This is a genomic window from Pseudoalteromonas simplex, from assembly GCF_015278155.1.
GTDB classification, from domain to species: domain Bacteria; phylum Pseudomonadota; class Gammaproteobacteria; order Enterobacterales; family Alteromonadaceae; genus Pseudoalteromonas; species Pseudoalteromonas simplex.
The window spans coordinates 118,386-140,620 of sequence record NZ_JADILN010000006.1; the positions used below are offsets into that span (position 1 = coordinate 118,386).

The following is a 22,235-nucleotide window of genomic DNA, read 5'->3' on the forward strand; positions in this document are numbered from 1 at the left end:
TATAATGACGCAAATTTTTTCAAGTAAGCAGTTATGGCTCTTAAATCAACCATTATTAAAGCGCAATTATCGTTAAGCGATATGGATCGCCACATTTATCAAGATTTCAATTTAACTCTGGCACAACACCCATCAGAAACCGAACAACGCTTGATGATCCGCTTGTTGGCTTTTGCACTAAATGCCCGTGAAGGCTTAGAGTTTACTAAAGGCTTATGCGCCGATGATGAACCTGAGCTTTGGCACATTAACTATAGCGAAGAAATTGAATTATGGGTTGAGCTTGGTTTACCTGATGAAAAACGCCTGAAAAAAGCCTGCAATAAGTCGAAGCAAGTTGTTTTATATACCTATGGTGAAAATAACCAAGCGATTTGGTGGCAAAAACATCAACCTAAGTTGTATGATTTTAAAAACTTAAGTATTTTTAGTCTCGATTATGCTGCGACTCAGGCATTAGCCGACTTAGCTGATCGTAATATTAAGCTCACTATTACCATTCAAGACGGTGAAGTATGGGTTAGCTCAGACACAGCAAATATCGAAATTAAACCGCAACAGTTAATGTAAGGAATGCGATGGCTATTAGGCAAGTTGTAGTATTACACGGACTATATATGTCAGGCTTTGTGATGCGCCCACTGTGCGCGCGTCTTGAAAAGTCAGGACTAAAAATACTCAATTTGACCTATAACACGCTCTCTCCCGATAGAGCGGCGATTTTCGATAAGATTGATCGCTTTATTGGTGGTAAACCTACCGCCTTAGTTTGCCACTCAATGGGCGGCTTGGTTGCTCGCGCTTACTTAGAGGCCAATTCTCTTCAAAGCCGCCATGTCGAAAAGGTGATCACCTTAGGCACCCCGCATAAAGGCAGCCATATTGCCAAACAAATGCAGCTGAAGGGCTTTGAAATGCTGTTAAAAAATAGCGTGGAGTTTCTATTATCTGAGAATGGCAATTGGCCGTTTAATGCCAAGCTTTATAGTATTGCTGGTGACTTACCCATAGGGCTAATGCCACTGATTGCTAAAGGCAGTGTCTCTGATGGTACAGTTTTGATAGATGAAACCAAGCTCAATGGCATGGCAGAACATAAGGTGTTTCATTTGAGTCACACCAGTATGATCTACTCACGCCAAGTGATGGATTACATCATTAAGCTTATAAATCAAAGTGAGTGATACTTTAATCTTCAGCACTTGCAGCCACTTTATATGAGATTAAAACAATGATCCCTAAGATCAATGGTACAGGTGCTGCAATATAGCCAAAGGTATCAAAGTTTGCGAAGCTAGCACCTGCTAGATGACCTACCAAACCGATAACAAATGCAAGTAATGCGATCACGACAACGACTATTTCAGCTTTGTTTTCTTTAACTGTTTTACCGTCCATTTTTCTTCTCCTGGTTAAATGCGGTAAAGTCATTATGCGCTTCTGGTTCGTTGTTTTTTTGACCTAAATCAAGTTCTAAATCAGCGTGTTTCTCAGCAGGTGCAAACCTTGTTTTAGATCATACTTTCTGCCTAATTTTAAAATATTCGTAAAATAAGGTAGATTTTTTGCTCAGTTGCCCCAAGTCTATTAAAAGTAATTCAAAGTTATATTGATAGTGCATAAATGGACAAAACCAACCTTTGATAGGTAAAACCTATCACTGTGTTCGAATTAAACCATTTTACAGATTAACCAAGATGGCTAATACTTAACACCAAGCACTAGCAAGTAAACACTTAACGGTTTTTTTAAGGAGCAATCTATGTCACAGGTAAATGCAATTGGTTTAAACAGCGCAAAAAGTGAAGATATCGTAAATTCACTAAACTCTTTACTAAGCTGCTACCAAATTCAATATATGAACGCACGCGGCTTTCATTGGAATATCAAAGGTCGTAACTTTTTTGAATTACACCTTAAATTTGAAGAAATTTATAACTTACTACTTGAGAAAGTAGACGAGATTGCAGAGCGTATTTTAACGTTAGGTGGTACACCGGTACATGCATTCTCTGAATACATTGAAGCAAGTAAGATCAGTGAAGCTAAAAATATCACTGAAGGCACTGCTGCAGTAGAAAACCTTTTAGCAGGTTACAGCACGCTTATTCAAATGCAGCGTGAAATCTTAGCACAAGCTGGTGATGCAGATGACGAAGGTACAGCATCATTAATGGGCGACTACATTAAAGAACAAGAGAAACTTGTTTGGATGTTAAAAGCTTACCTAGGTTAATATTCAGAATTGACACGGAAAAGCCCTCTCTTGAGGGCTTTTTTATATTCAGAAGGTATTATTTTAACCACTTTCTTAAATTATCGTACTCGGGTCTTATTTGAAAAAAGCTTTCAGCGTCTTGGTGAAAGTTAATATCCATTTCGACACCAGACCAAACTGTTTCTAATAAATTGCGGGCAATGATATTCGCTTTGATGTAATCAACGCGTTTGTAGCCTCGTGCTTTGACAGCCTGAAAGTAAACCTTAGCAGTTTCAATACTATCGGCAGTTGCTAATTCAAATTGTTCCAAATTAACCACAGCATACTGAATTGAAAACTCTGGGTACTTCATGATTTCTTGAGCAACTTCAATACTAAATGAAGCAACGGCTTCTTTATTAAAACTGCCACTCATTTCCACATAAATCACCGGCGGCTCAACAAAATAACGCCAATCACCATGGGCTTTAAACATGCTTACCCCTTTGAAATACAACTTAAGTTTACGCTTATAAAATTTATTTACCTATTTATCTAAGCCTTTATTCGATAATAAAGCAATAAAAAAGGCCATTTCTAATGCCTTTTCTTCAAGGCTTTTAAAGCGACCCGATGCACCACCATGACCTGCATCCATGTCGGTTTTAAATACCAAAATGTTGTCATCGGTTTTAAGCTCACGTAGCTTAGCAACCCACTTCATTGGCTCCCAGTATTGCACTTGAGAGTCATGAAACCCTGTTGTAACAAGAATATTAGGGTAAGCCTGTGGCTTAATATTATCGTACGGTGAGTAAGCCTGAATCACATCATAAAACGCAGGATCATTTGGATTACCCCATTCGTCGTATTCATTGGTCGTCAGTGGAATACTCTCATCTAGCATAGTAGTTAGCACATCCAAAAATGGCACATGACAACCAATACCTAAATAAAGCTCAGGTGCTTGGTTAACCACAGCGCCCATTAATAAGCCACCAGCACTGCCACCAGACGCGAATACTTTCTCTGGGTGTGCATAGCCTTGCTCAGTAAGCGCATGCGTAACATCAATAAAATCGCTAAAGCTATTTTGCTTATATTGCTTTTTACCTTGCTCATACCAGTGACGCCCTAGCATTTCACCACCACGAATATGTGCAATCGCATAAACAAAACCGCGGTCAAGCAAGCTTAGTGAGCTACTTGAAAAACTAGGATCGATGGTAATACCATACGCGCCATAGCCATATTGCAACAGCGGATTACTTCCATCTTTATTAAATTGGTCGATACGATAAACCAAAGATACCGGCACTTGCTCGCCATCTCTTGCAGTAACCATTAAACGTTCTGAGCGATAATGCTCTGGGTTAAAATCACCCAATACTTGCTGTTGTTTTAATAAGGTTTTGTTACCTGTTTTTAAATCAACATCATACAAAGAACCTGGCGTCGTTAAGCTTGAATAGTAAATACGCGCAGAGCTCACATTCGGCTCAGGGTTCATGGCAATAGCAGCATAATAGCAAGGGTCATCAAACTCTAAAGTAAGACGCCCTGCTTGCTGATCCACCACCACAAAACGTGTTTGGCCAAGCTCTCGTTCGGTGAGGATAAGGTAGTCATTGAAAATTTCGACCCCTTCTAACAATACGTTCTCGCGATGTGGTGTATGCTCCTGCCAACGATTTTTATCGGCAATGGTGCTTTGCGTCGCGGTCATTAAGCGAAAGTTTTTCGCTTGCCAGTTGGTAACAATGTAAAAGGTATCACCTAGCTTATCGACATCGAACTCATGACCTTCTTCGCGTGGCATTAAGGCGCTAAATTCACCCTCTGGGTTATTGGCATCAAGCACCCAAGTATCGTTTGTTTCTGTGGTCGCAAGGTCAATTATGATCAGGCTTTCATCGCGGCTTTTGCCAAGCCCCATAAAGAAGCTTTTATCTTGCTCTTCATAAACCAGTACATCATCAGCTTGCGGGGTGCCTAAAACATGGCGGTAAACCTGAAAACCCAATAAGGTTTGCAGGTCTTTTTTCACATAAAACACCGTTTTATTATCATTAGCCCACACCACTTGGCCTTCGGTGTTTTCCAGCACATCACTAAACATCTCGCCGCTGGCAATATTTTTAAAACGCACGGTATAAATACGACGACCTTCAGTGTCTTCAGAGTATGCAAGTAGCTGCTCGTCAGGGCTAATTGCAACTTCGCCTAATTCATAAAATTCGTAATCGCCAGCTAATTGATTTACATCTAACAGCAAGTGCTTGTCGCGTGCCTCTATTGAGCTACTGCGATAATGGCGTGCATATTCATCGTCGCCACGTACTTCTGAGTGATACCAATATTGGCCATCTTTCACGGGTACCGTGTTGTCGTCTTTTACAATGCGGTCTTTTAGTTCATTAAATAATTGTTCGCGCAGTGGTTTTATATCGGCGAGTTGCTCATCGCAATAATCGTTTTCGGCGTTTAAGTGCGCTAATACATCTTTATTTTCACGCTCATCATCACGCATCCAATAATAGTTATCGGTGCGAGTTAGTTGATGAGTAGTTAATGGATGAGGCTGTTTTTTTGCAACAGGAGGATGCGCTAATAAAGACAAAGAATACGAATTTGACGACACAAGAAAAAACCAAAATAAAAAACGAATTGCTGGCAGTTTATCACAGAATTATACCAATCAGCTTAATTAAGTAGTCTATTTTGAGGCAATAAAACCTCGTTGATAACAAGGCAAAAATTTCGTTATTTAGTTGTTCTAAATGAGAAATTTTTAACGCAGTTAACGACAGGTTTAATCCCTCAAAATGATTAAGTATTATTGCGGGTTGGTATTTAAAAAAGCCCACTCAAATTGAGTGGGCTAAGCAATGCTAAAATAGCATTTAGGGGGAAACTCTTAATGTGAAACTTGCTGCCAAGCCATAGCCCAGCTTTTTCCTACACCTGGTTCAAATAGCGGGTTGTGTGAATCTTTAACACGACAAAACTCGCTAAATGGCCATGGTTTACACATATAAATATGGCCTGTTTTAGGTTGTAAAACCTTAATTCCTGCACTGTAATAGTTGCATGCTTGAGGATAAATATAGTCATAATCTTGCAGACTATCTTTTACTCGCTCTTCACACTTGGCGATACAATTAAACGCCACTTTTACATGCGTAATACCCGAGCCTTCTAGGGCATAAATTTGGTTTGAGCGATAGGCTACCACTAAACCTTGATCAGTCATTTTTCCAGCTTTTACTAGCGGAATATGCACATTAATATGCTCAGCAACGGAGCGCGGCCAATTATGAGGCTCACCTTGATCCGTACTGACTATTGGATATTCGAATGATAAATCGACTAGCTCTCCTTGCATGTCATAAAAGGTCACAATCACCCTATCACCAACAAATAGTTGGGTATGATGATTCAAGCAACCAATCGGCAACCACTTCCCGGAGGCCATTGACGTATGCATAAACAAAGTATCACCCTAAGAACAACTAATAGGCATTATCTAACAACCGTACAAAATAAATACTTTTTAGTTTGAGGCAAAAGATCCAAAGCACTAGATTATGTGCTTATCAGCGGTCCCGCTATCATAGTTTAAAACCTTAGACCGGAAACTTTGCGTCCTAACTTTTCAGTTAGTTTGCCAAAAACAAGACTGAGTATAATCGCGACCGAATCACAAATCAAACAAAAGAATGTAACCAAAGGTCTTATATAGCAAATAGTTACTAGCAAAAGATGCAGAAACAAAAAAGCCAACCGCTCGGTTGGCTTTAAAACAGAAAGAGCTTTAGTCTTTCACCAGCTTTCTTCTGGTCGTTACTCGGTGACCAGAACGGAATATATTCAAAAAGCCATTACCTACATCACTCATGATAATGTACAAACAAGGTACTAGCACTAAAGTGATTAGAGTTGCAAACATAACCGCAAAACCAAGTGCAACCGCCATTGGAATTACAAACTTAGCTTGCAAGCTGGTTTCGAACATAATCGGTAGTACACCGGCAAAGGTTGTAATTGATGTCAGGGTGATTGCTCTAAAGCGCGCACAACCTGCTTCAATAACCGCTTGGCGAGTTGAAATACCTTCGCGGCGTGCTTGGTTTACAAAGTCGGTCATAACTAACGAGTCGTTAATTACAACACCAGCCGCAGCAATCAAACCAAAGCCCGACATCAAGCTAATATCTAAACCAAACCAGAAGTGACCCCAAATAGCACCGGTTAAGCTAAATGGAATAACCGACATAACAATTAGAGGCTGCGAATAGCTCTTAAGCGGAACAGCAAGCAAGATATACACTAAAATCATACCGCCGATGAAGAACATGATTTGCTCATTAGCTTGCGCCTGCTGCTCTTCAATTGAACCACCTAGCTCAGTTTTAACTGACGGGTATTCTTCTTTTAACTGTGGCAACAAGTTCTCGTCAACTTGCTTAACCACTTCACCCGGTTCAATCGCTTCTTCATCGATACTGCCGTAGATATACACAGTACGATAGCCACCTTCACGGCGAATATAGCTAATACCTGGTTTTTCGTTCAGTTCAACAACATCACCCAGCATCACCTCTTGACCTGCAGGCGTTGTGATAACAGCATGCTTTAATGATGCAAACGCTTCACGTGTTAGTTTCGGGTAACGAACCATAACACGCACTTCTTCACCGCGACGAATAACACGCTGAGCTTCACCACCGTAGAAACTTGCACCTACTTGGTTAGCAATGTTGGCAAGGTCTAAACCTAGATCATATGCCACTGGTTTTAAGCTTAATTGCACTTCTTTACTCGCCGGATCGATAGTCGAGCTAATATCAAACAAGCCTTTTTGCTGTTGTAATAGTTGGATGAAACGACGACCTGCCTCATTTAAGGTATCGATATCTGGGCCATAAAGTAAGTAACCAAACTCACCATCCATACCACCGCCATTTACATCATCATAAATTTGCAGTGATTTCACACCTGGGATGCTTGGCATTTGTTCACGCCAACGACGAGATAGTTCGAATGCGTTATAAGGGCGAAGCTCTTCATCTACCAGCGGAGCAAGTAATTGTGCTTCAGTACGACCTTGGTTGAACACTAAGATATCGCGAATTAGCTTTTGGCCAAATTCACGTTCTGTTTCTTGGTCTACCTTGTTAACCATGGCTTCGATTTCACGAATAGCATTAATTGTTTGCATATCCGAGGCATTTTCATTCATTTCTAAACGAATTTGCGGAAAGTCCTGAGGTACTTTTGGTGTTGGTACCACACGCACTTGGTTTGAAGAAATTAAGCCAAACGTCAAAATTAATAAACCGATAAACGCAAATAGCACAAACCAACGCCATTCAACACATAGCTCAATAAAACGCTTATATGGGCCATTTACAAACTCAAAGAAACGTTTGTTAAAACGCGCTCGCCAGCTATTAGGATTAATTGGCGGAAACTTAGTATGGGCAATGTGTGCGGGTAAAATAAGTTTCGATTCAATCAAACTAAATATCAAACACAGAATTACCACCACTGCGATACCAAAGAAGAATGCGCTCTCTGGGCCACTTGATAGTGTAAACGGTGCAAATACAGCAATTGTTGTTAGAACACCAAATGTTGCTGGAGTAGCAACGCGTTTTGCGCCATTTACCACGTTTACAACACCACCGCCTTTTTTCTCGATTTCGGTGTAGGCGCTCTCCCCTATGACTATGGCATCGTCGACCACGATCCCGAGTACCATAATAAAGGCAAATAACGACACGATATTAATACTGATACCAAATAATGGCATCATCATCATTGCACCTAAGAAACACACAGGTAAACCAATCATTACCCAAAGTGCTAGCTTAAAGCGTAAGAAGATAGACAGCATAATGGCCACCAAGATAGCCCCTTGGAAGAGGTTGGTTTTCATCATGTCTAAACGGGCATTGAGGTAATAAGTCATGTCCATCAGTGGCACAAGACGAAGACCGGCTGGTAGCTCTTTATTCTTTTGTTCAATAAAGGCTTTAACTGAATCAGCAACCGGGATCATATTTTGCTCTTTGGTTGCTTTTACTGATAAATAAACGGCATTTTCACCATTAAATTTAAAGTAGCGTTCACCTTCAGTGAATTGGTCTTTGATCACAGCAATGTCGTTTAAAAGCACTTTCGCGCCATTAGCACCAATTTTTACTGGGATCTGGCGGAACTCATCACCGCTGTAATATTGATTTTCAACACGTACCGAGATAATACCTGCGTCAGTACGTAATTGACCTGCTGAAATATTTGCAGAGTAACGACGTACAGCACTGGCCACCTCACTTAAAGTAAGGTTGTATTGACGAAGTGAATCTGGGTCAATTTCAATCGCAATCTCATCAAGTGGTACATCGTTTTGTACCAGCGACACATTAGATAATTGCAGTAACTCATCTTCAATTTTATTTGCAACAGGCTTTAACTCAGTAAGTGGAATATCACCTACTAGGGTCATACCAATCACGTCTTGGCGAAACTCAACCTGACTAATCGTCACCGGCTCCATGCCGGCAGGGAAAGTCGCAATACTGTCTACTCGTAGCTTCACTTTATCGAGTACATCAGTGAGCTCTGCATCTGTGTTGATCTCTAAACTTGCAGTGCCACTATTTCGGAACGAACGATATACACCACGTTTAATTTCGGTGACATCTTTTAGTGACTCTTCAATTTTGATTAGAATACTTTCTTCAATTTCCTGTGGTGAGGCACCCGGATAATTGGCCTGTACCTCGATATAGTTAATTTCAATATTCGGGAACATCTGACGCTGAATAGTGAAATAACTAATGATCCCCATGATGATGATAAACACCATCATTAAGTTAGCAGCGACCGAGTTATTGGCAAAATAGGCAATAAGGCCAGACTGTTTTTCTGTGTTTGTATCAGTCATAGTGCTACCTTAAAGCTTTTCAACCGCTGCAGTTTCTGCATCGCTTGTCATTTCTTTCATTCCAGCAATCTTCACTTCCATACCCTCTTGCGGATACTCAGGTAGCGTCAGAACCAACTGGTCATTCACTTCAAGGCCATCACTGATATAGAAGTACTCACCTTCTTCACGCACTACGGTTACTTTACGTGGTTCAAGTTTATTCTCGCCGTTCACAATCCACACCGTTTGGTTATTCACTAAAGACTGCGGTAAACGGTAGATGTTTTGTAATGTTGCACCGGCAAAGTTCACTTGAACGTAAGCACCAAATTTAATAGGTTGTACGTCGTGCTTTAAGCCGTATGGGTCATCAACACGAACAACTAAGTTGCTCATACGCGTCGCGTTATCAACAACGCCTAGGTCACGGTCAATTTCGGCTTCACGAGTAAAGCTGTTTAAGCCTTTATTGATAATGGTCGCTTTAACGCCTTTTAAGCGTTTTGGTAAAAATACACTATCGAAACCAGCAATTGGTACAATGATTTCTGCACTTTCAATATTATTAATTTCAGCAACTTGGCTGCCTACATTAATGTATTGACCAACACCAATTTCACGGCTGATCACCAGTGCATCGTAAGGTGCTTTCACCTCACAGCGAGCAAGGTCACGCTCGGCACGTTTTAATGCCGCTTGAGCTGATTTAACAGCTGCTTGTGCACTTAAAACTTGAGGTTTACGTAGGAATAAGTCGGTGCGCTCACGCTCTGGGTAACGTCTTGCTTCATCCTCTGCCACTTTAGCCTGTGCTTGCTCTTCGATCAGTGCCGCTTGAGCACTGGCAAGTGACGCTTCAGCTTGTAGTACAGCTGCTTCGTAGTTATCTTTTTCGATGGTAAATAACACTTCACCACGCGCTACGATGCCACCAGCAACAAAATTTGGATGCCAGCTTGTAACTTCACCTGCCACTTGCGAGGCAAGTAAGGTACTTTCAAGCGGTTTCACTTCGCCGTAACTATTAATAATCACTTGATGATCATCACTTGCTACTGGCTCAACCTGTACTAAAGGACGCACATCAACTACATCCTTGTCTTTAGGCTCTTGAGCAATCGCGTTTATTGCCTTAAAACCAGCAACACCAACGATTAATGCAACAAACGGTAAGATCCATTTTAATAAACTTGTGCGCATAACTTACACCTATAATATTTTCACTGGCCCTATCATACCAAAGCTGACAGAAACATTAATGTGACATTTGTAAGGAACTGTTACAAAAACAGATAAATTGGCAACACAAAAACCAAAACTTATCTAAGAACAATTTGTTACAAACAAAAACCACTTAATATCAGAGGCTTACAACACTACTTTCACACTTGTTAACAAACAGCCTTTTATCAAAGGGTTAATTCATTAAACTTGATTGAGAAATAATTAAAGGAACGAGTTAACAATGAAAATAACAAACATTGCGCTGGCACTAAGCTTAGCGTTTGCCATGAATGGCCACGCCGCCGAAGCGAAAAAAGAAGAAAAGAAGCCAAAAACACTGGCTGAAATGATCAAAGATAAAAGCGAGTTTGCCGGTGTTTTCAGCATTTACCAAGATGCGAAAACCGGCGATAACTTAATGGTGATCGACCAATCTCAACTTGATACACCATTTGTGTACTTTGCTCACACCGTTGATGGTGTTACTGACGCAGGTCACTTCAGAGGGGCATATCGCGAGACAAAGCTAATTGAGTTTCGTAAATACTTTGACCGCATTGATATTATTAGCAAAACACCGCGCTATAAATTTGATGAAAACTCAGCCCTAGCACGCTCTGCCGATGCCAACATCAGCGAAGCTGTCCTTGCGAGTATTAAAATCGAAAAAGAAGAAGACGGTAAAATTGCTTTTAAAGTTGATAAGCTCTTTTTAAGTGAAGCACTGCATAAAGTGTCACCTTGGGCAAACCCAAAAGATAAAAATGCCAGCAAACGCTTTAAACTTGGTAAGTTAAACGACAAAAAATCGCGAATCGTTAAACAGCGCCCTTACCCAAATAACCTAGATGTTGTGGTGGATTATGTATTTTCTAATGCTAACCCAACAGTACGAGGTTCAAAAGCCGTAAGCGATCCTCGTAACGTTTCAATTAAAGTACAGCATTCATTTGTCGCGCTACCGAAAAATGATTATCAAGCTCGCCAAGATGACGCACGTATTGGTTATTTTACTAACGAATTCGACAATATGACATCAGCGGATTGGGCACCATATGAAGATGTCATCAAGCGCTGGGACTTACAAAAGAAAGACCCAACAGCGGCACTGTCTGAGCCAGTTAAACCAATTACTTGGTGGATTGAAAATACCACGCCAGTTGAGTGGCGAGACACTATTCGTGATGCAGTACTAGCATGGAATAGCTCATTTGAAAAAGCAGGCTTTAAAAATGCCATCGAAGTAAAAGTACAACCTGATGACGCTGATTGGGATGCAGGCGATATTAACTACAACGTGTTACGTTGGACTGCATCACCACGCCCTCCATTTGGTGGTTATGGTCCTGCCCTTGCGAACCCATTAACCGGTGAGATCTTAGGCTCTGACATCATGTTAGAGTATGTTTTCATGAAAAACCGTTGGATGTATGACACTTTATACACCCAAGGTGCAACCGCACTTGAAACTAACCAAAGCAGCACCGATTTACATTGCTCATTGGGCCACAGCATTCAAGAAAACATGCTACTTGCTAAAGGCTTAGGCACAGGTGCGAGCATTGAAGACAAAGAGATTTTACGCCAAGGCTTAACTCAGCTAGTTTTACACGAAGTGGGCCATACCCTTGGTCTTAACCACAATATGAAATCATCTATCTTGTGGGATGAAAAAGAAGTTCACGATAAGAGTAAAACGCAAGGTATCGTAACGGGTTCTGTTATGGACTATGCACCAGCAAACATTGCCCCTATTGGTATGCAGCAAGGTGATATCTTCCAAACCAAACCAGGTCCTTACGATGATTGGGCAATTGAATACGGCTACAGCCAAGCATTAGCAGATAAAGCCGCTGAGCAGCAGCGACTTGAGAAAATTCTCGCTCGCTCATCTGAGCATGCTTTAGCGTTTGGTAATGATGCTGATGATATGCGTGCTCCAGGCCGCCATATTGACCCACGTGTAATGATTGGCGATATGTCATCTAACCCTGCCGCATATGCTGATGATCGTATGGAGCTTATCAATAAGCTGCTTACTGAACTTAAAGACAAAGCCACGGTTAATGGTGAGTCATACCAACAGCTGGTTACCTCAGCGAACATTTTATTTAGAAGCTACAGAACACAAGCAGGCGTGGTATCTCGTCAAATTGGTGGTGTTTATGTAGAACGTAATGTGGTGGGCGATGACAAAAATGGTGCACCATTTACGCCTGTGCCACTTGAGCGCCAGCAACATGCAATGCAAGTGTTAGCCGACAAAGTATTCTCGCCAAATGTGCTTTCGAGCATGCAGCCACTGTATAACTACCTGCTACAGCAGCGTCGTGGTTTTAATCATTACGGTAAGAACGAAGACCCTAAACCACACGGCATGATTTTAGGTATGCAGAAGCTGGTACTTGCTCAGTTATTACACCCGGCTGTCATGCTGCGTATTTCAGACAGCGCAATGTATGGCAACGAGTATTCACTTAACCAATTTATGAATGACTTAACAGCAAGCATTTTTGTAGACAGCAAAAAAGCAAACACCCTAAGTCACAATCTACAAGTTGAATATGTGAATCAGCTAATCACGATCGCTGGTTTAGGCAAAGCGAGCAAGCACGATAACCTAGCCAAAGCTGCCGCGCTTTATCAGTTAAATCAAATTGCTGATATGAGCGTACCATGGGGTGCAGACACCGCAGCTAAAGCGCATAAGCAATATATCGATCGCTTAATTAGTAAAGCCCTCGAAGCATAATCTTAGCAACACAAAAAAGGCTGCCACTTGGCAGCCTTTTGTTTTTAGTTTAAGCCATTGCTGGGCGCGATTTATAATACTGAATACACCCTAGTTGCGCTGCATTAGTCAGTAGAATCATTACAAAGGTCAGTATGTGAGACACACTCGGTGTCGTCATAGCAAGCTCGGCAGCAAGGCCGCAGCTTCCAGCAACAAACTGTAGGCTAAAGTAGCGCGCACTTAAATTACTAATATCACCACTTTTAATGGTTTTATAAGTCTGCGGCATAACACGAATAGAGCTCATGACTAAACCTACATAGGTTAGCCAGTTAAGCACCGTTGCTGTTTCATAATGAGGGTTAAGCAACAAACCAAAAGGCACGACCGAGATAGCTAATAACCCAGCTAGCTGCATGCGTTGCTTTCGTTCAGCATTGTAACGAACAAAGTAGTAAAGAATCACACCACTTAGCATGCCGGTAACAACAAACGGCAAAACCATGTAAAAACGCTGAAAAAACAAATTAAAGGTGATGAAATACACACTTTGCGCAACACCAAAGCTCATCATTAACAGCGAAACGCCCGACACACTGCGATTTTTACGGATCTTATTTAAAAGCGGATAAAAGCTAAACGCTAAAATAAAGCATGAAATAATCGGCAAAAAGTGCGCCAAAACAGACCTCTCTCGTTACAATTTAGTTAATAAGTTAGCAATTTATAAATCGCCCATGAAAGTGCAGTAAACAACTGTTTTTAAAGCGATTTAAAAGAGCGCGGCATTGTAATGAGAGAGTATTAGAATGCAATAAAGAATAAAAAATATACAACTGACTATTGGCAAGATATCCGTACAAGCTGTTTACAGCTGATGACACTAACGACTGACTTGAATAGTCACTGCAATATGGGTACATTGAGCGGATAGTATTCAGGAGAGAAAAGCTATGAAGCCAATTTTATATGTAATTGTTTTATTTTCCTTTTTGGCTGGATGCGAGAGTACAAGCCAACAGTCAGCCCCCCCTCCTAGCGTTGCCAGCTTACTAAACAATGAACATTTTCAACAAGTTGAACTAAAAGACCCTGAACTTTTTACCTTACCAGCCGAGGAACAAAAACGCTTCCTTAACTATTTCACAAGACACCAAGGTGACTATTTAAGAGATGATCAAGTTCTTTATCAATACTTAGAAAATAAGCTCAGTAATTTTAATTATTTTAGCGCCACCTTAAATGCCCAACAGGCATTACAAAATGAGCAAGGCAATTGCATCAGTTTAGCAATTTTAACTCACGCATACGCGCAACTAGTCGGGCTCAAAACTGGTTTCCAAGCGGTCTCAAGTGAGCCTGTTTATAGTAAGCAAAATAATATAGTGTATGTGTCAGGCCATTTTCGCACCAAAGTCTATGCCCCTTTAAGTGAAGAAGATAATTATTTGGTACCGCCAGGTACTGTCATTGACTACTTTCCTGCTCGTGGTAGTTTTTATTCCGGCCGCGCTGAACTAAAAGATTTAATTAGCCGTTATTACAGCAACCTAGCAAGCGACGCACTTATTGCTAACCAATTTGATTTGAGCTACAGCTATATTTTAAAAGCCAATGAATATACACCAAATTCTGCTGCGCTTTACAATTTAGCTGCCGTATTACATCGTCAATCGGGTGATTTAGCTGGAGCAAAACATATTTATCAAACAGCGATGCAGCATGGCTTTAAAGATACGAATTTACTACATAATTACGCAGTGCTGGCCGAGCAACTGAATGATCAGGTTTTGGCAGAGCAGCTCAATTCTCAACTTGCTATGCTTAGACAAGACCCATTCGAGTTACTCGCTACAGCGATTAACGCTCGTAACAATGGCCAATTTTACAAAGCAAAACAACAACTCGAGGAGGCTATCGCATTAGCTCCGTATTTATCTGAACCATATATAGAGTTAGCGATTGTAAGTTATCAGCAAGGTAATGAACAAAGCAGCAAAGAATGGCTAGAAAAAGCCATTGAGATAGAAAATAAAGACGAAAAACTAGCACTTTATCACGCCAAGCTTTTCGCCTTAAAAGGTCAACACTAGTTTATAACGAGTAATAAAAGCTTAGCCAAGCGCGTAAATCATTTTCAAAGTCGTCGCCTTCTACTCGGGCGACGCCAAAATCAAGGTTTACATCATTTAAACCTGCAGGCCCCATGCCAAAGCTAAAGTCTCCTTGCCACTTGAGACCGTAACTTTGTGCATAAACTCGGTTATCGACCTGATGCTGTTGGTAATAAAGCCAAGGTAATGAATCTTTGTAACTAATACCCCCGCCATAGCCTTTATAGCGGTTACCTAATTGACTAATAAACGGCAGCTCAGGGGCAACAACAAAGCCACTTTGCGTGTCATTATTAATTAAGTTTGACTCATAACCGCCAAGCGCAAGGCTACTGTCATCGCGATATTGCTGAGCAAAATTAACATAAACGGGAATATCATAGGCATAACCGCTTAATACGGTAGCAAAGTTATAGCCCTGCCAATTATTCGGGTCAGCATCACCGGATAGCCACTGGGCACTTACGGACTGAGCAAAACCATATTGCTGTCTATCATGTTGCCATTTTTGTTCAAGGCCAAGCGTTAACCATTGATCATCCCCATTACTAAAGTCACTGTAGTTATAGCTCAAACTCGGCGTAATACTAAGCTGCTGAAACTGCAACGGGTAACTCAAAGCTAAATGCGCCCCTGTGTTACTAATGTTTAGTGGCATTTGTGAGTGGTACTGTTTTGCTGATTCAAGGTCGTAATCAAATAACAGCGCTTTAAATTTTAAATCAAACGCTGAGTACTTAACGGCCGCGAACACCCCTTCTAATGCTTTGTCATGTAAATCAGCACTATAGCCTGCCTGTAAATCGAGCTGCTTTAAAAAGTCATTGCTTTTTACGCCAAGGGTAAGCAGTGAAGATGAAGCTGAATAGTACTGAGATGCCAACGAAAAGGTTGGTTTTTGCTGCCAAATATCATAATCGGCTGGCTCAGTTGGGCTTTGCGGGTAGATTTTCGCCTCAGGTAATACTTCGCTCGTTACTTGCCCTCGTGGTGGCGCCGCACTTTTAGCAAATTCAACAACCTCTAATCCTTGTGGTTGCTCAGCAAAATGCTTGATATTCGGCCCTTCAGCAGTGATCGATAAATACAAAAGTTCACCATTATTCATTGCCATTGGGTGTGCAACAGCTTCTTGGCCTTGCGTTAATTGGCGTAGTGAATTGCTTTGTAGATCATAATGATATAAATCGAGAGCTTTCTTTTTACCGGCAACAAAATATAGCCCTTTGCCATCTGCTTGCCAATTAGGTTGTGACAGATACTGATAGCCCTCAGGCATTGGCACAGTAAGTGATTTTTGAGAGCTTAAATCTTGTATATACAACTCCCAGTTGGCATTCAATGTCGCTTTTAAATAAGCAAGTTGAGCTTTATTAGGGCTTAGTAATGGATAGTCATAAACCGTTTCTAGGCTTTTCTCAAATAAAGGGGTAGAAACACCCGTATTGAGGTCAAGGCGCACTAGCTCAGAGAAACCATGCTGAGTTTGCTCAGCATAAACAGTTTGCCCGTTATCACTAATACTAAAGCGGCGCAGCCCTGCATGATGCGTCAAAGCGCTCACTTTACCAGTGTCGATATCATAGCGGTATAAATCAGAAATACCTTGAATGGAGCCTTTAGCAACTGTTGTTGTGGCAGTGAAAAACAAAGTATTTTCGTCTAACCACTGCGGGTTTTTTATACCCTGCCTATTAATTTGTTGAAGCACATGTTTTTGCTTACGCTTAAAGACATTGGGGGCTTTATCTGCGATATCGACAGGATCATTATCAAGTAACGCTTGTTGCTGCTTTGCAAAATCATCGGCAGCCTGTTGATTGTCATCAGTGCTATAAATGACTAAACGGGTTTCGTCATCTTTGTTGCGCTCAACAATCGCAAGTTTACTGTTATCTAAACTTAAAACAGGGTTCGAAGCGTATAAATCAAGCTCTAACCAAAGCTTACTTGTAAGTGTTTGCTCACTTACCTCTTTAGCCATTGCTTTATAAGTATATTCGGCAATAAAACGACGATATAGGCGCTCAGGTGAGTCGCCAAATACCCCGCTAAAGGCCTCATCAAAATCACGTGCTTTAACCGCTTGCATGCGTGTCCAAACTGCATCAAGAGTTTGCGCTGAATAGTTCTCTTCGAGCCATGCAAGAAAGCGAGAACCCATTAAATACGCCATTGAGCCAGCTAAATAGCCTCCTTCGGTACTACTCAATTGGTTATATTGTGGCAGCGCACCTTGCTGGGCAAATTCAACCAGTATTGCTTCTGAAAGGTTATCGTATAAACGGCCTCGGCCTGTCATTTTCGACTCAAGCAGCGTTGCATAGCCTTCGGCAGCCCAGCGCGGCATTTCGCCATCAACTAAATCGTAAATATCCCAACTATTACGAATAGCTTGGCGCACGTCACTTCGAGTAGGCTGAGCAAGGTGCACCAAATGAATATATTCGTGCAAAATTAATAACTGCTGCCAACCATCGGTGTTAGAAATCACCGTGTCGGATTGTGGAGGCGTGGTAAACAAAGCCATTAGAGGTTTGTTAGTCACCGGCAAAGCAAAGCCATTGGAGGCGTTAAACGGGTCGAAAACTAGTACATCGACCACTTCATCAAGGGCACGGTTTTGCTGTTTTAAAACCTTATCACGAACAATTTCAAGCTCTGTTGCTGCTGAACGGGCCCATTGCTGATTCTCAGTACTAAAATGCACATTAAAGTGCTCGGTATGAATAGTTTGCCAAGTCTCTTGGCTTGAAGCGTGGCTAGCAGCAAGTAGTGCCGCAGTTAACAGGGCTTTTTTCATCACAATCCTTGATTAGCAAGTTATTTAATTTAAGGATTAGTATGCGATGCTTTTTAAAAAGGCTGAAGTTAAAAAGTGTAAGAAATTACTCGATTTTAAGTGGGCGAACCAAGCCTAGTAATTGATAAACAATAAATATTGTTGCTGCAAACATAATACTGCTTCTCAATGCACCAAGACCCGCAAGAGCCATCGCGCCAGTCACAAGCAAAGCAATACAAGTCACTGCACAACTTACGCAAAGACCTTTACACTCCTTCTTATTGCGAGCATAGCAAAGCAATCCGACAACACCTGAAATAGCTAAAATAGGTAGTAAATAAATCATTGCGAACCTCCATCTGTAGCTTTTGAGAAAGTATACTCAAAAACCCAAACAGGTCAATGATATTGAGAATTATTTTCATTTAAAACCAATTCCGCTCGACGCCTTCTATTTCATATAGGGCGAAATCAGCAAACTGCTCAGCCAGCTCTGCTTTTAAATAAGGCATTGATACTGAACCAGAAGCAAGTTGTATATACAAACTTTTAAGCTGTGATCGGCGCATTAAATAAGTGCTTATTGTGGTGACACTTTGTGCTTTATAGATTTCAAAAACACGATACTGCACACCCAGCATGCCGGTTTTAAATACGGCAAAAAAGCGGCCGTCATGTTGATACATAGCCACACCCGTTTTTTGATAATTCAAAAACACACCGATCATCAAAACTAAGCCCACGACAATGCTCCACAGCATCGTAGCAGCATCAAATAAGGCATTGAAAATTAAAGCAGAAAATATAGTAGGTAGGAGCACATATAAAAACGTATTCTTATAAAGTAAAGCGCGCTCAGGCTTAACAAAGTTAAGCTCTGTTAAATCAACAAACCATGGAAATAACCAGCCACACACGGCTTGCACTTGCTCTTTGGTGATTACTGGCATCACTAACGTTTGTTTATTTTTATGTGCCGCAACCCCAGCAGCCATACCACCACTACTCACTTGTGGGCAAATTAAGGTATAGCGATTAAGCAGCCGAGCAATAATATTTTGCTTGATTTGCACACTTTGAATTTTCGACACGCTGATCGAGAGTTGCTGGCGCTCAAATAAACCTGCCACACGCTTAAACTTATCGTCCTGAAAATACAGCTGAAAGTTAAAAAAGCGCACCAAGGCCATGACAACAGAAAGTAAAATAGCACATAAAACAATGGCAACAACCATGATTAACACAGCGATTGCAGCGGCACTACCAACGAACGCAGCTTGCTCATTCAGTATGGCCTCTAGGCGGTTTATAATGGTTTTTTCGAGGTACTCAAAAATCACATTCATAAATGGAGCAAGTGCAGCCAATGCCAATATTGCCATGTTCGACATCAAACCAAACTTAGCAATTTCAGCATTGCTGATAGTTAATGTTTTCGGTTTATCTGTTGCTTCGCTCTGCTCAATAGACGGCTGTTCTTGCTGTTGTAACTGAGCCTTAAATTCCATAACTTGTTCACGAACTTGCTCGGCATAGCTAAGCTTAACTCCCGGGATCACAGCTTCTTGAGCACTACTACCGGCGGCATCGAAAATACAATTAACTAAATTAACTGGCTGAAAATAAAAAGGTTCGGCAATGTTTACGTTCTGTACTCGAGCAAATTTTAGGGTTAGCCGCTCTTTTTTAAATACCCCTTTATTGAGCAGTATTTCGTGACCATCCGTTATGCGGTATTTAAAATTACGATAATAAGCAAAGGCATACAGCACTAAAACTAAAGAGGCCACGGCAACAGCTATTTGCCCCCAAAACAGCTTTTGCTCAACTTGCGTAACAAATAACACCAAAATAGGCAGTAAATTAAGCAGCCCATCTTTTATGAAGCGCAGTGCAAAGTGAACAATAAAATACAGTAGCGCCCATGGCGACACGCGTTGCCATTGTTGATCACTCATCGGCAAGCTCATTTTCTTGAGTTGCTGCATTATCACCATAACTTTGCACGAACTGGCGAACATCATTGCATTGTTCGTCCGTTAACCCACTGATATGTAAATCAGCACTCATGCCACCGGCACTGTAAAGCCTGAGTGTTGCGAGTCCTAACTTTCGCTCAATTGGGCCGCGATGAATTTCGGTGTGTTGCACACGAGAAATAGGCAATAAGGTGATTTGTTGCCAAATTAAACCTCGCTTAAAGGCAATATCATGCTCTCTTACTGCCACCCCTTTGGCGCGAACGCTGTAAAGGTTGTAAACCATTGACAGTATTACCAACAATGGCAAAACCAAAAGCCAAGGTGTAGCAATAGCTTGGCTAATGGCTGGATTAAAGTGCCGTACTGTAATGATCACGGCCATTAAAGGCACATAAAACAACAACCAATTTAGTTGTACATGCCATATCGCATTATCTGCAAGTGGTTGGAATTGAATCGTTTGATGCTTTGGTAGGGTTTCTATTTGTTGATTACTAAACACGGTAATTCCTTGTAAAGGCCAGCGGTGCCGGCCTTACGTGCTAACACTGAGTTATTATATGTTATAAATTATACCCAGCGTAGTTTTGTTGCAAGTGTGTGGCTTGCTCCTGGTGCAAGTTCAACACTATCATCAAGGACATTAGCCGCTTCTAAACACAGCATGACGTGATATTCGTCATCAGCAAAATTTGAAAGACGTTTTGATTTATCAATCCATGGGTTCCAAAGTACACACGATGTTGAATTTTCGCGGCCTACTTCAATAATGCCATCAGGTGTAATGATACGCTGAGTGTCTTTTGCTTCGGTGTAAACCATGTCTGTTTCACGCGCGAACGACACTAACTCATTTTGCTCAAATGGACCTTCAGCAAATTCGATGTATTTCGCGCCTTGCAGGCCATCTACTTTTGTTTCTTCAATTGCTGGTGTTGGGAAATACGTGTGCAGTGCTTGAGTGAATTGTACAGTTTGGTTATCTAAGTTTGTGGTTGTTAAACGTAGCTCTAAGCTAGAGGTTAAAATAAACTCGGCCAATAACTTAGTTTTATAAGGCCAATACTTTTCATCAACTTGCGTCATCGGTAATGACAAGCTGATATAAATAGAATCGTCTTGTTCTTTCACTTCTTCTGCGCGCCATAAACTTGTGCGAGCAACACCATGAGCTGGCCAGCCTTCATGTTGGCTTACTCCGAACCATGGCCAACAAATCGGAATACCGCCTCGCACACCTTTGCCTTCTTGGTAATCTTCTAATTCTGAGACCCATAATAGTGGCTTTTTATCGGTTGGCGTGAACTCAGTGATCTGCGCACCTTGCAGAAAAATAGTAGCGCTACAAAACTCACTAGCAACTTTAATAAATTCAAGCCCGGTTTCACTTTGCTCAATCGTAACTGATGGCGATAACTTCATAATTCGTCCCATTTAATGAATGAAAAATCCACCTTACCCAATGCAGTGGCTTTTAGTAAATAATATTTAGTTATTTGTATAAATTGTTTTACTACAAAGTGATGGTGTCACCTCGTAGTTGCATTTTAAGTGTTAACAACAATTACTCCATCTAAATTTCAACTTTTATGTTTTAATTTCTACTCTAATTAATAAATAAACACGATAACAACCTTTATGGCCACAAATTATAAGCCACATAGTTATTATTTATTTGAACTCAATTTATTAGATGTGTAATATTTTGCGATTGCGGTTGTTCCACGCCGCCTTATTTAAGAGACAGAAACATGCAAAAGTATGACGAGCTACTAGTGTCGCTGCGCAAAGTGATCAGAGCCATCGACCTTCATTCAAAACAGCTCAATAAAACCTCAGGCTTAACAGGCCCACAATTACTGATTATGAACGAGGTTGCACAAACCGATGGCATCACCGCTAGTCGCATTGCACAAAATGTAAATCTAAGCCCGGCTACGGTTACCAATATCTTAGACCGTATAGAAAACCGTAACCTGATCACTCGTGTACGTAGCCAATTAGATAAACGCCGAGTTAGTTTGCATCTAACAGAAGCGGGTAAACAGCTACTAGATCAAGCACCTCAGCCTCTGCAAGAACACTTCATTGAAAAGTTCTCTGCACTTGAAGAGTGGGAGCAAAGCTTATTACTTTCATCAATGCAACGTATTGCCGCAATGATGGATGCAGATCAGCTTGATGCTTCACCCCTGCTTGAAGTTGGCGCAATCACCAAGACATTAGAACCACAGTAAAAATTAAAACTGATTGATTAATATT

General features: G+C 41.1%; 18 protein-coding genes and 1 riboswitch. Of the genes, 6 read left to right on the forward strand and 12 right to left on the reverse strand.

Annotation, left to right across the window (positions count from 1 at the left end):
• Nucleotides 1-33 precede the first annotated feature (33 nt).
• Both IRQ78_RS13475 and IRQ78_RS13480 read left to right on the forward strand, forming a co-directional pair.
• Nucleotides 34-570 (forward strand): YaeQ family protein, encoded by a 537-nt coding sequence (locus IRQ78_RS13475; protein ID WP_054552313.1) that lies wholly within the window; start codon nucleotides 34-36, stop codon nucleotides 568-570.
• An 8-nt stretch (nucleotides 571-578) separates the two neighbouring features.
• Nucleotides 579-1,184, forward strand: coding sequence for a PGAP1-like alpha/beta domain-containing protein (locus IRQ78_RS13480; RefSeq protein WP_138599097.1), 606 nt, complete (start codon nucleotides 579-581; stop codon nucleotides 1,182-1,184).
• A gap of 4 nt (nucleotides 1,185-1,188) precedes the next feature.
• On the opposite strand, the gene IRQ78_RS13485 is transcribed toward IRQ78_RS13480, so the two are convergent.
• The gene (locus IRQ78_RS13485) at nucleotides 1,189-1,398 is read right to left on the reverse strand and encodes a hypothetical protein (RefSeq protein ID WP_054552311.1); all 210 of its coding nucleotides are present in this window, start codon (nucleotides 1,396-1,398) and stop codon (nucleotides 1,189-1,191) included.
• Between the two features lie 364 nt (nucleotides 1,399-1,762).
• On the opposite strand from IRQ78_RS13485, the gene IRQ78_RS13490 reads away from it, so the two are divergent.
• Complete coding sequence (locus tag IRQ78_RS13490; RefSeq protein ID WP_054552310.1) at nucleotides 1,763-2,236, forward strand: Dps family protein; 474 nt, start codon at nucleotides 1,763-1,765, stop codon at nucleotides 2,234-2,236.
• 58 nt (nucleotides 2,237-2,294) lie between these two features.
• On the opposite strand, the gene IRQ78_RS13495 is transcribed toward IRQ78_RS13490, so the two are convergent.
• The 5 genes from IRQ78_RS13495 to IRQ78_RS13515 all read right to left on the reverse strand — a co-directional run bounded on the left by IRQ78_RS13495 (nucleotide 2,295) and on the right by IRQ78_RS13515 (nucleotide 10,334).
• Complete coding sequence (locus tag IRQ78_RS13495) at nucleotides 2,295-2,696, reverse strand: hypothetical protein (RefSeq protein ID WP_054552309.1); 402 nt, start codon at nucleotides 2,694-2,696, stop codon at nucleotides 2,295-2,297.
• Between the two features lie 51 nt (nucleotides 2,697-2,747).
• On the reverse strand, nucleotides 2,748-4,841 hold the full coding sequence (locus tag IRQ78_RS13500) for a S9 family peptidase (RefSeq protein WP_194442482.1): 2,094 nt from the start codon (nucleotides 4,839-4,841) through the stop codon (nucleotides 2,748-2,750).
• 276 nt (nucleotides 4,842-5,117) lie between these two features.
• On the reverse strand, nucleotides 5,118-5,687 hold the full coding sequence (locus IRQ78_RS13505) for a chitin-binding protein (RefSeq protein WP_194442483.1): 570 nt from the start codon (nucleotides 5,685-5,687) through the stop codon (nucleotides 5,118-5,120).
• A 108-nt stretch (nucleotides 5,688-5,795) separates the two neighbouring features.
• Nucleotides 5,796-5,879, reverse strand: a riboswitch (cyclic di-GMP riboswitch).
• A gap of 135 nt (nucleotides 5,880-6,014) precedes the next feature.
• Entirely contained in the window at nucleotides 6,015-9,152 is a 3,138-nt protein-coding gene (locus IRQ78_RS13510) for an efflux RND transporter permease subunit (protein WP_138619616.1), read from the reverse strand.
• Between the two features lie 9 nt (nucleotides 9,153-9,161).
• The gene (locus tag IRQ78_RS13515; RefSeq protein WP_054552306.1) at nucleotides 9,162-10,334 is read right to left on the reverse strand and encodes an efflux RND transporter periplasmic adaptor subunit; all 1,173 of its coding nucleotides are present in this window, start codon (nucleotides 10,332-10,334) and stop codon (nucleotides 9,162-9,164) included.
• Between the two features lie 265 nt (nucleotides 10,335-10,599).
• Between IRQ78_RS13515 and IRQ78_RS13520 the strand changes: the two genes are divergently transcribed.
• Nucleotides 10,600-13,110, forward strand: a complete 2,511-nt coding sequence (locus IRQ78_RS13520) for a zinc-dependent metalloprotease (protein ID WP_194442484.1) — start codon at nucleotides 10,600-10,602, stop codon at nucleotides 13,108-13,110.
• Between the two features lie 49 nt (nucleotides 13,111-13,159).
• Here the strand turns inward: IRQ78_RS13520 and IRQ78_RS13525 are convergent, their stop codons facing one another.
• Nucleotides 13,160-13,774 carry a PQ-loop domain-containing transporter gene (locus IRQ78_RS13525; protein ID WP_138619614.1) on the reverse strand — a complete coding sequence of 205 codons (615 nt, stop codon included), beginning with the start codon at nucleotides 13,772-13,774 and terminating at the stop codon, nucleotides 13,160-13,162.
• A 271-nt stretch (nucleotides 13,775-14,045) separates the two neighbouring features.
• On the opposite strand from IRQ78_RS13525, the gene IRQ78_RS13530 reads away from it, so the two are divergent.
• A complete protein-coding gene (locus IRQ78_RS13530) occupies nucleotides 14,046-15,185 on the forward strand; it encodes a tetratricopeptide repeat protein (RefSeq protein ID WP_054552303.1) in 1,140 nt (379 codons plus the stop codon).
• A 1-nt stretch (nucleotide 15,186) separates the two neighbouring features.
• Here IRQ78_RS13530 and IRQ78_RS13535 read toward each other — a convergent pair whose 3' ends face one another.
• From IRQ78_RS13535 to IRQ78_RS13555, 5 genes are all read right to left on the reverse strand, one after another.
• Nucleotides 15,187-18,009, reverse strand: a complete 2,823-nt coding sequence (locus tag IRQ78_RS13535) for a TolB family protein (protein ID WP_194442485.1) — start codon at nucleotides 18,007-18,009, stop codon at nucleotides 15,187-15,189.
• A gap of 85 nt (nucleotides 18,010-18,094) precedes the next feature.
• Complete coding sequence (locus IRQ78_RS13540; protein WP_054552301.1) at nucleotides 18,095-18,337, reverse strand: hypothetical protein; 243 nt, start codon at nucleotides 18,335-18,337, stop codon at nucleotides 18,095-18,097.
• A 79-nt stretch (nucleotides 18,338-18,416) separates the two neighbouring features.
• Nucleotides 18,417-19,979 carry a PH domain-containing protein gene (locus tag IRQ78_RS13545; RefSeq protein WP_228482630.1) on the reverse strand — a complete coding sequence of 521 codons (1,563 nt, stop codon included), beginning with the start codon at nucleotides 19,977-19,979 and terminating at the stop codon, nucleotides 18,417-18,419.
• Complete coding sequence (locus IRQ78_RS13550) at nucleotides 19,942-20,475, reverse strand: PH domain-containing protein (protein ID WP_054552299.1); 534 nt, start codon at nucleotides 20,473-20,475, stop codon at nucleotides 19,942-19,944. Before IRQ78_RS13550 ends, IRQ78_RS13545 begins: the two co-directional genes overlap by 38 nt.
• Before the next feature lie 68 nt (nucleotides 20,476-20,543).
• The gene (locus IRQ78_RS13555; protein WP_138599104.1) at nucleotides 20,544-21,395 is read right to left on the reverse strand and encodes a D-hexose-6-phosphate mutarotase; all 852 of its coding nucleotides are present in this window, start codon (nucleotides 21,393-21,395) and stop codon (nucleotides 20,544-20,546) included.
• A 329-nt stretch (nucleotides 21,396-21,724) separates the two neighbouring features.
• Between IRQ78_RS13555 and IRQ78_RS13560 the strand changes: the two genes are divergently transcribed.
• Complete coding sequence (locus IRQ78_RS13560) at nucleotides 21,725-22,210, forward strand: MarR family winged helix-turn-helix transcriptional regulator (RefSeq protein WP_138619611.1); 486 nt, start codon at nucleotides 21,725-21,727, stop codon at nucleotides 22,208-22,210.
• The last annotated feature ends 25 nt before the right edge of the window (nucleotides 22,211-22,235 follow it).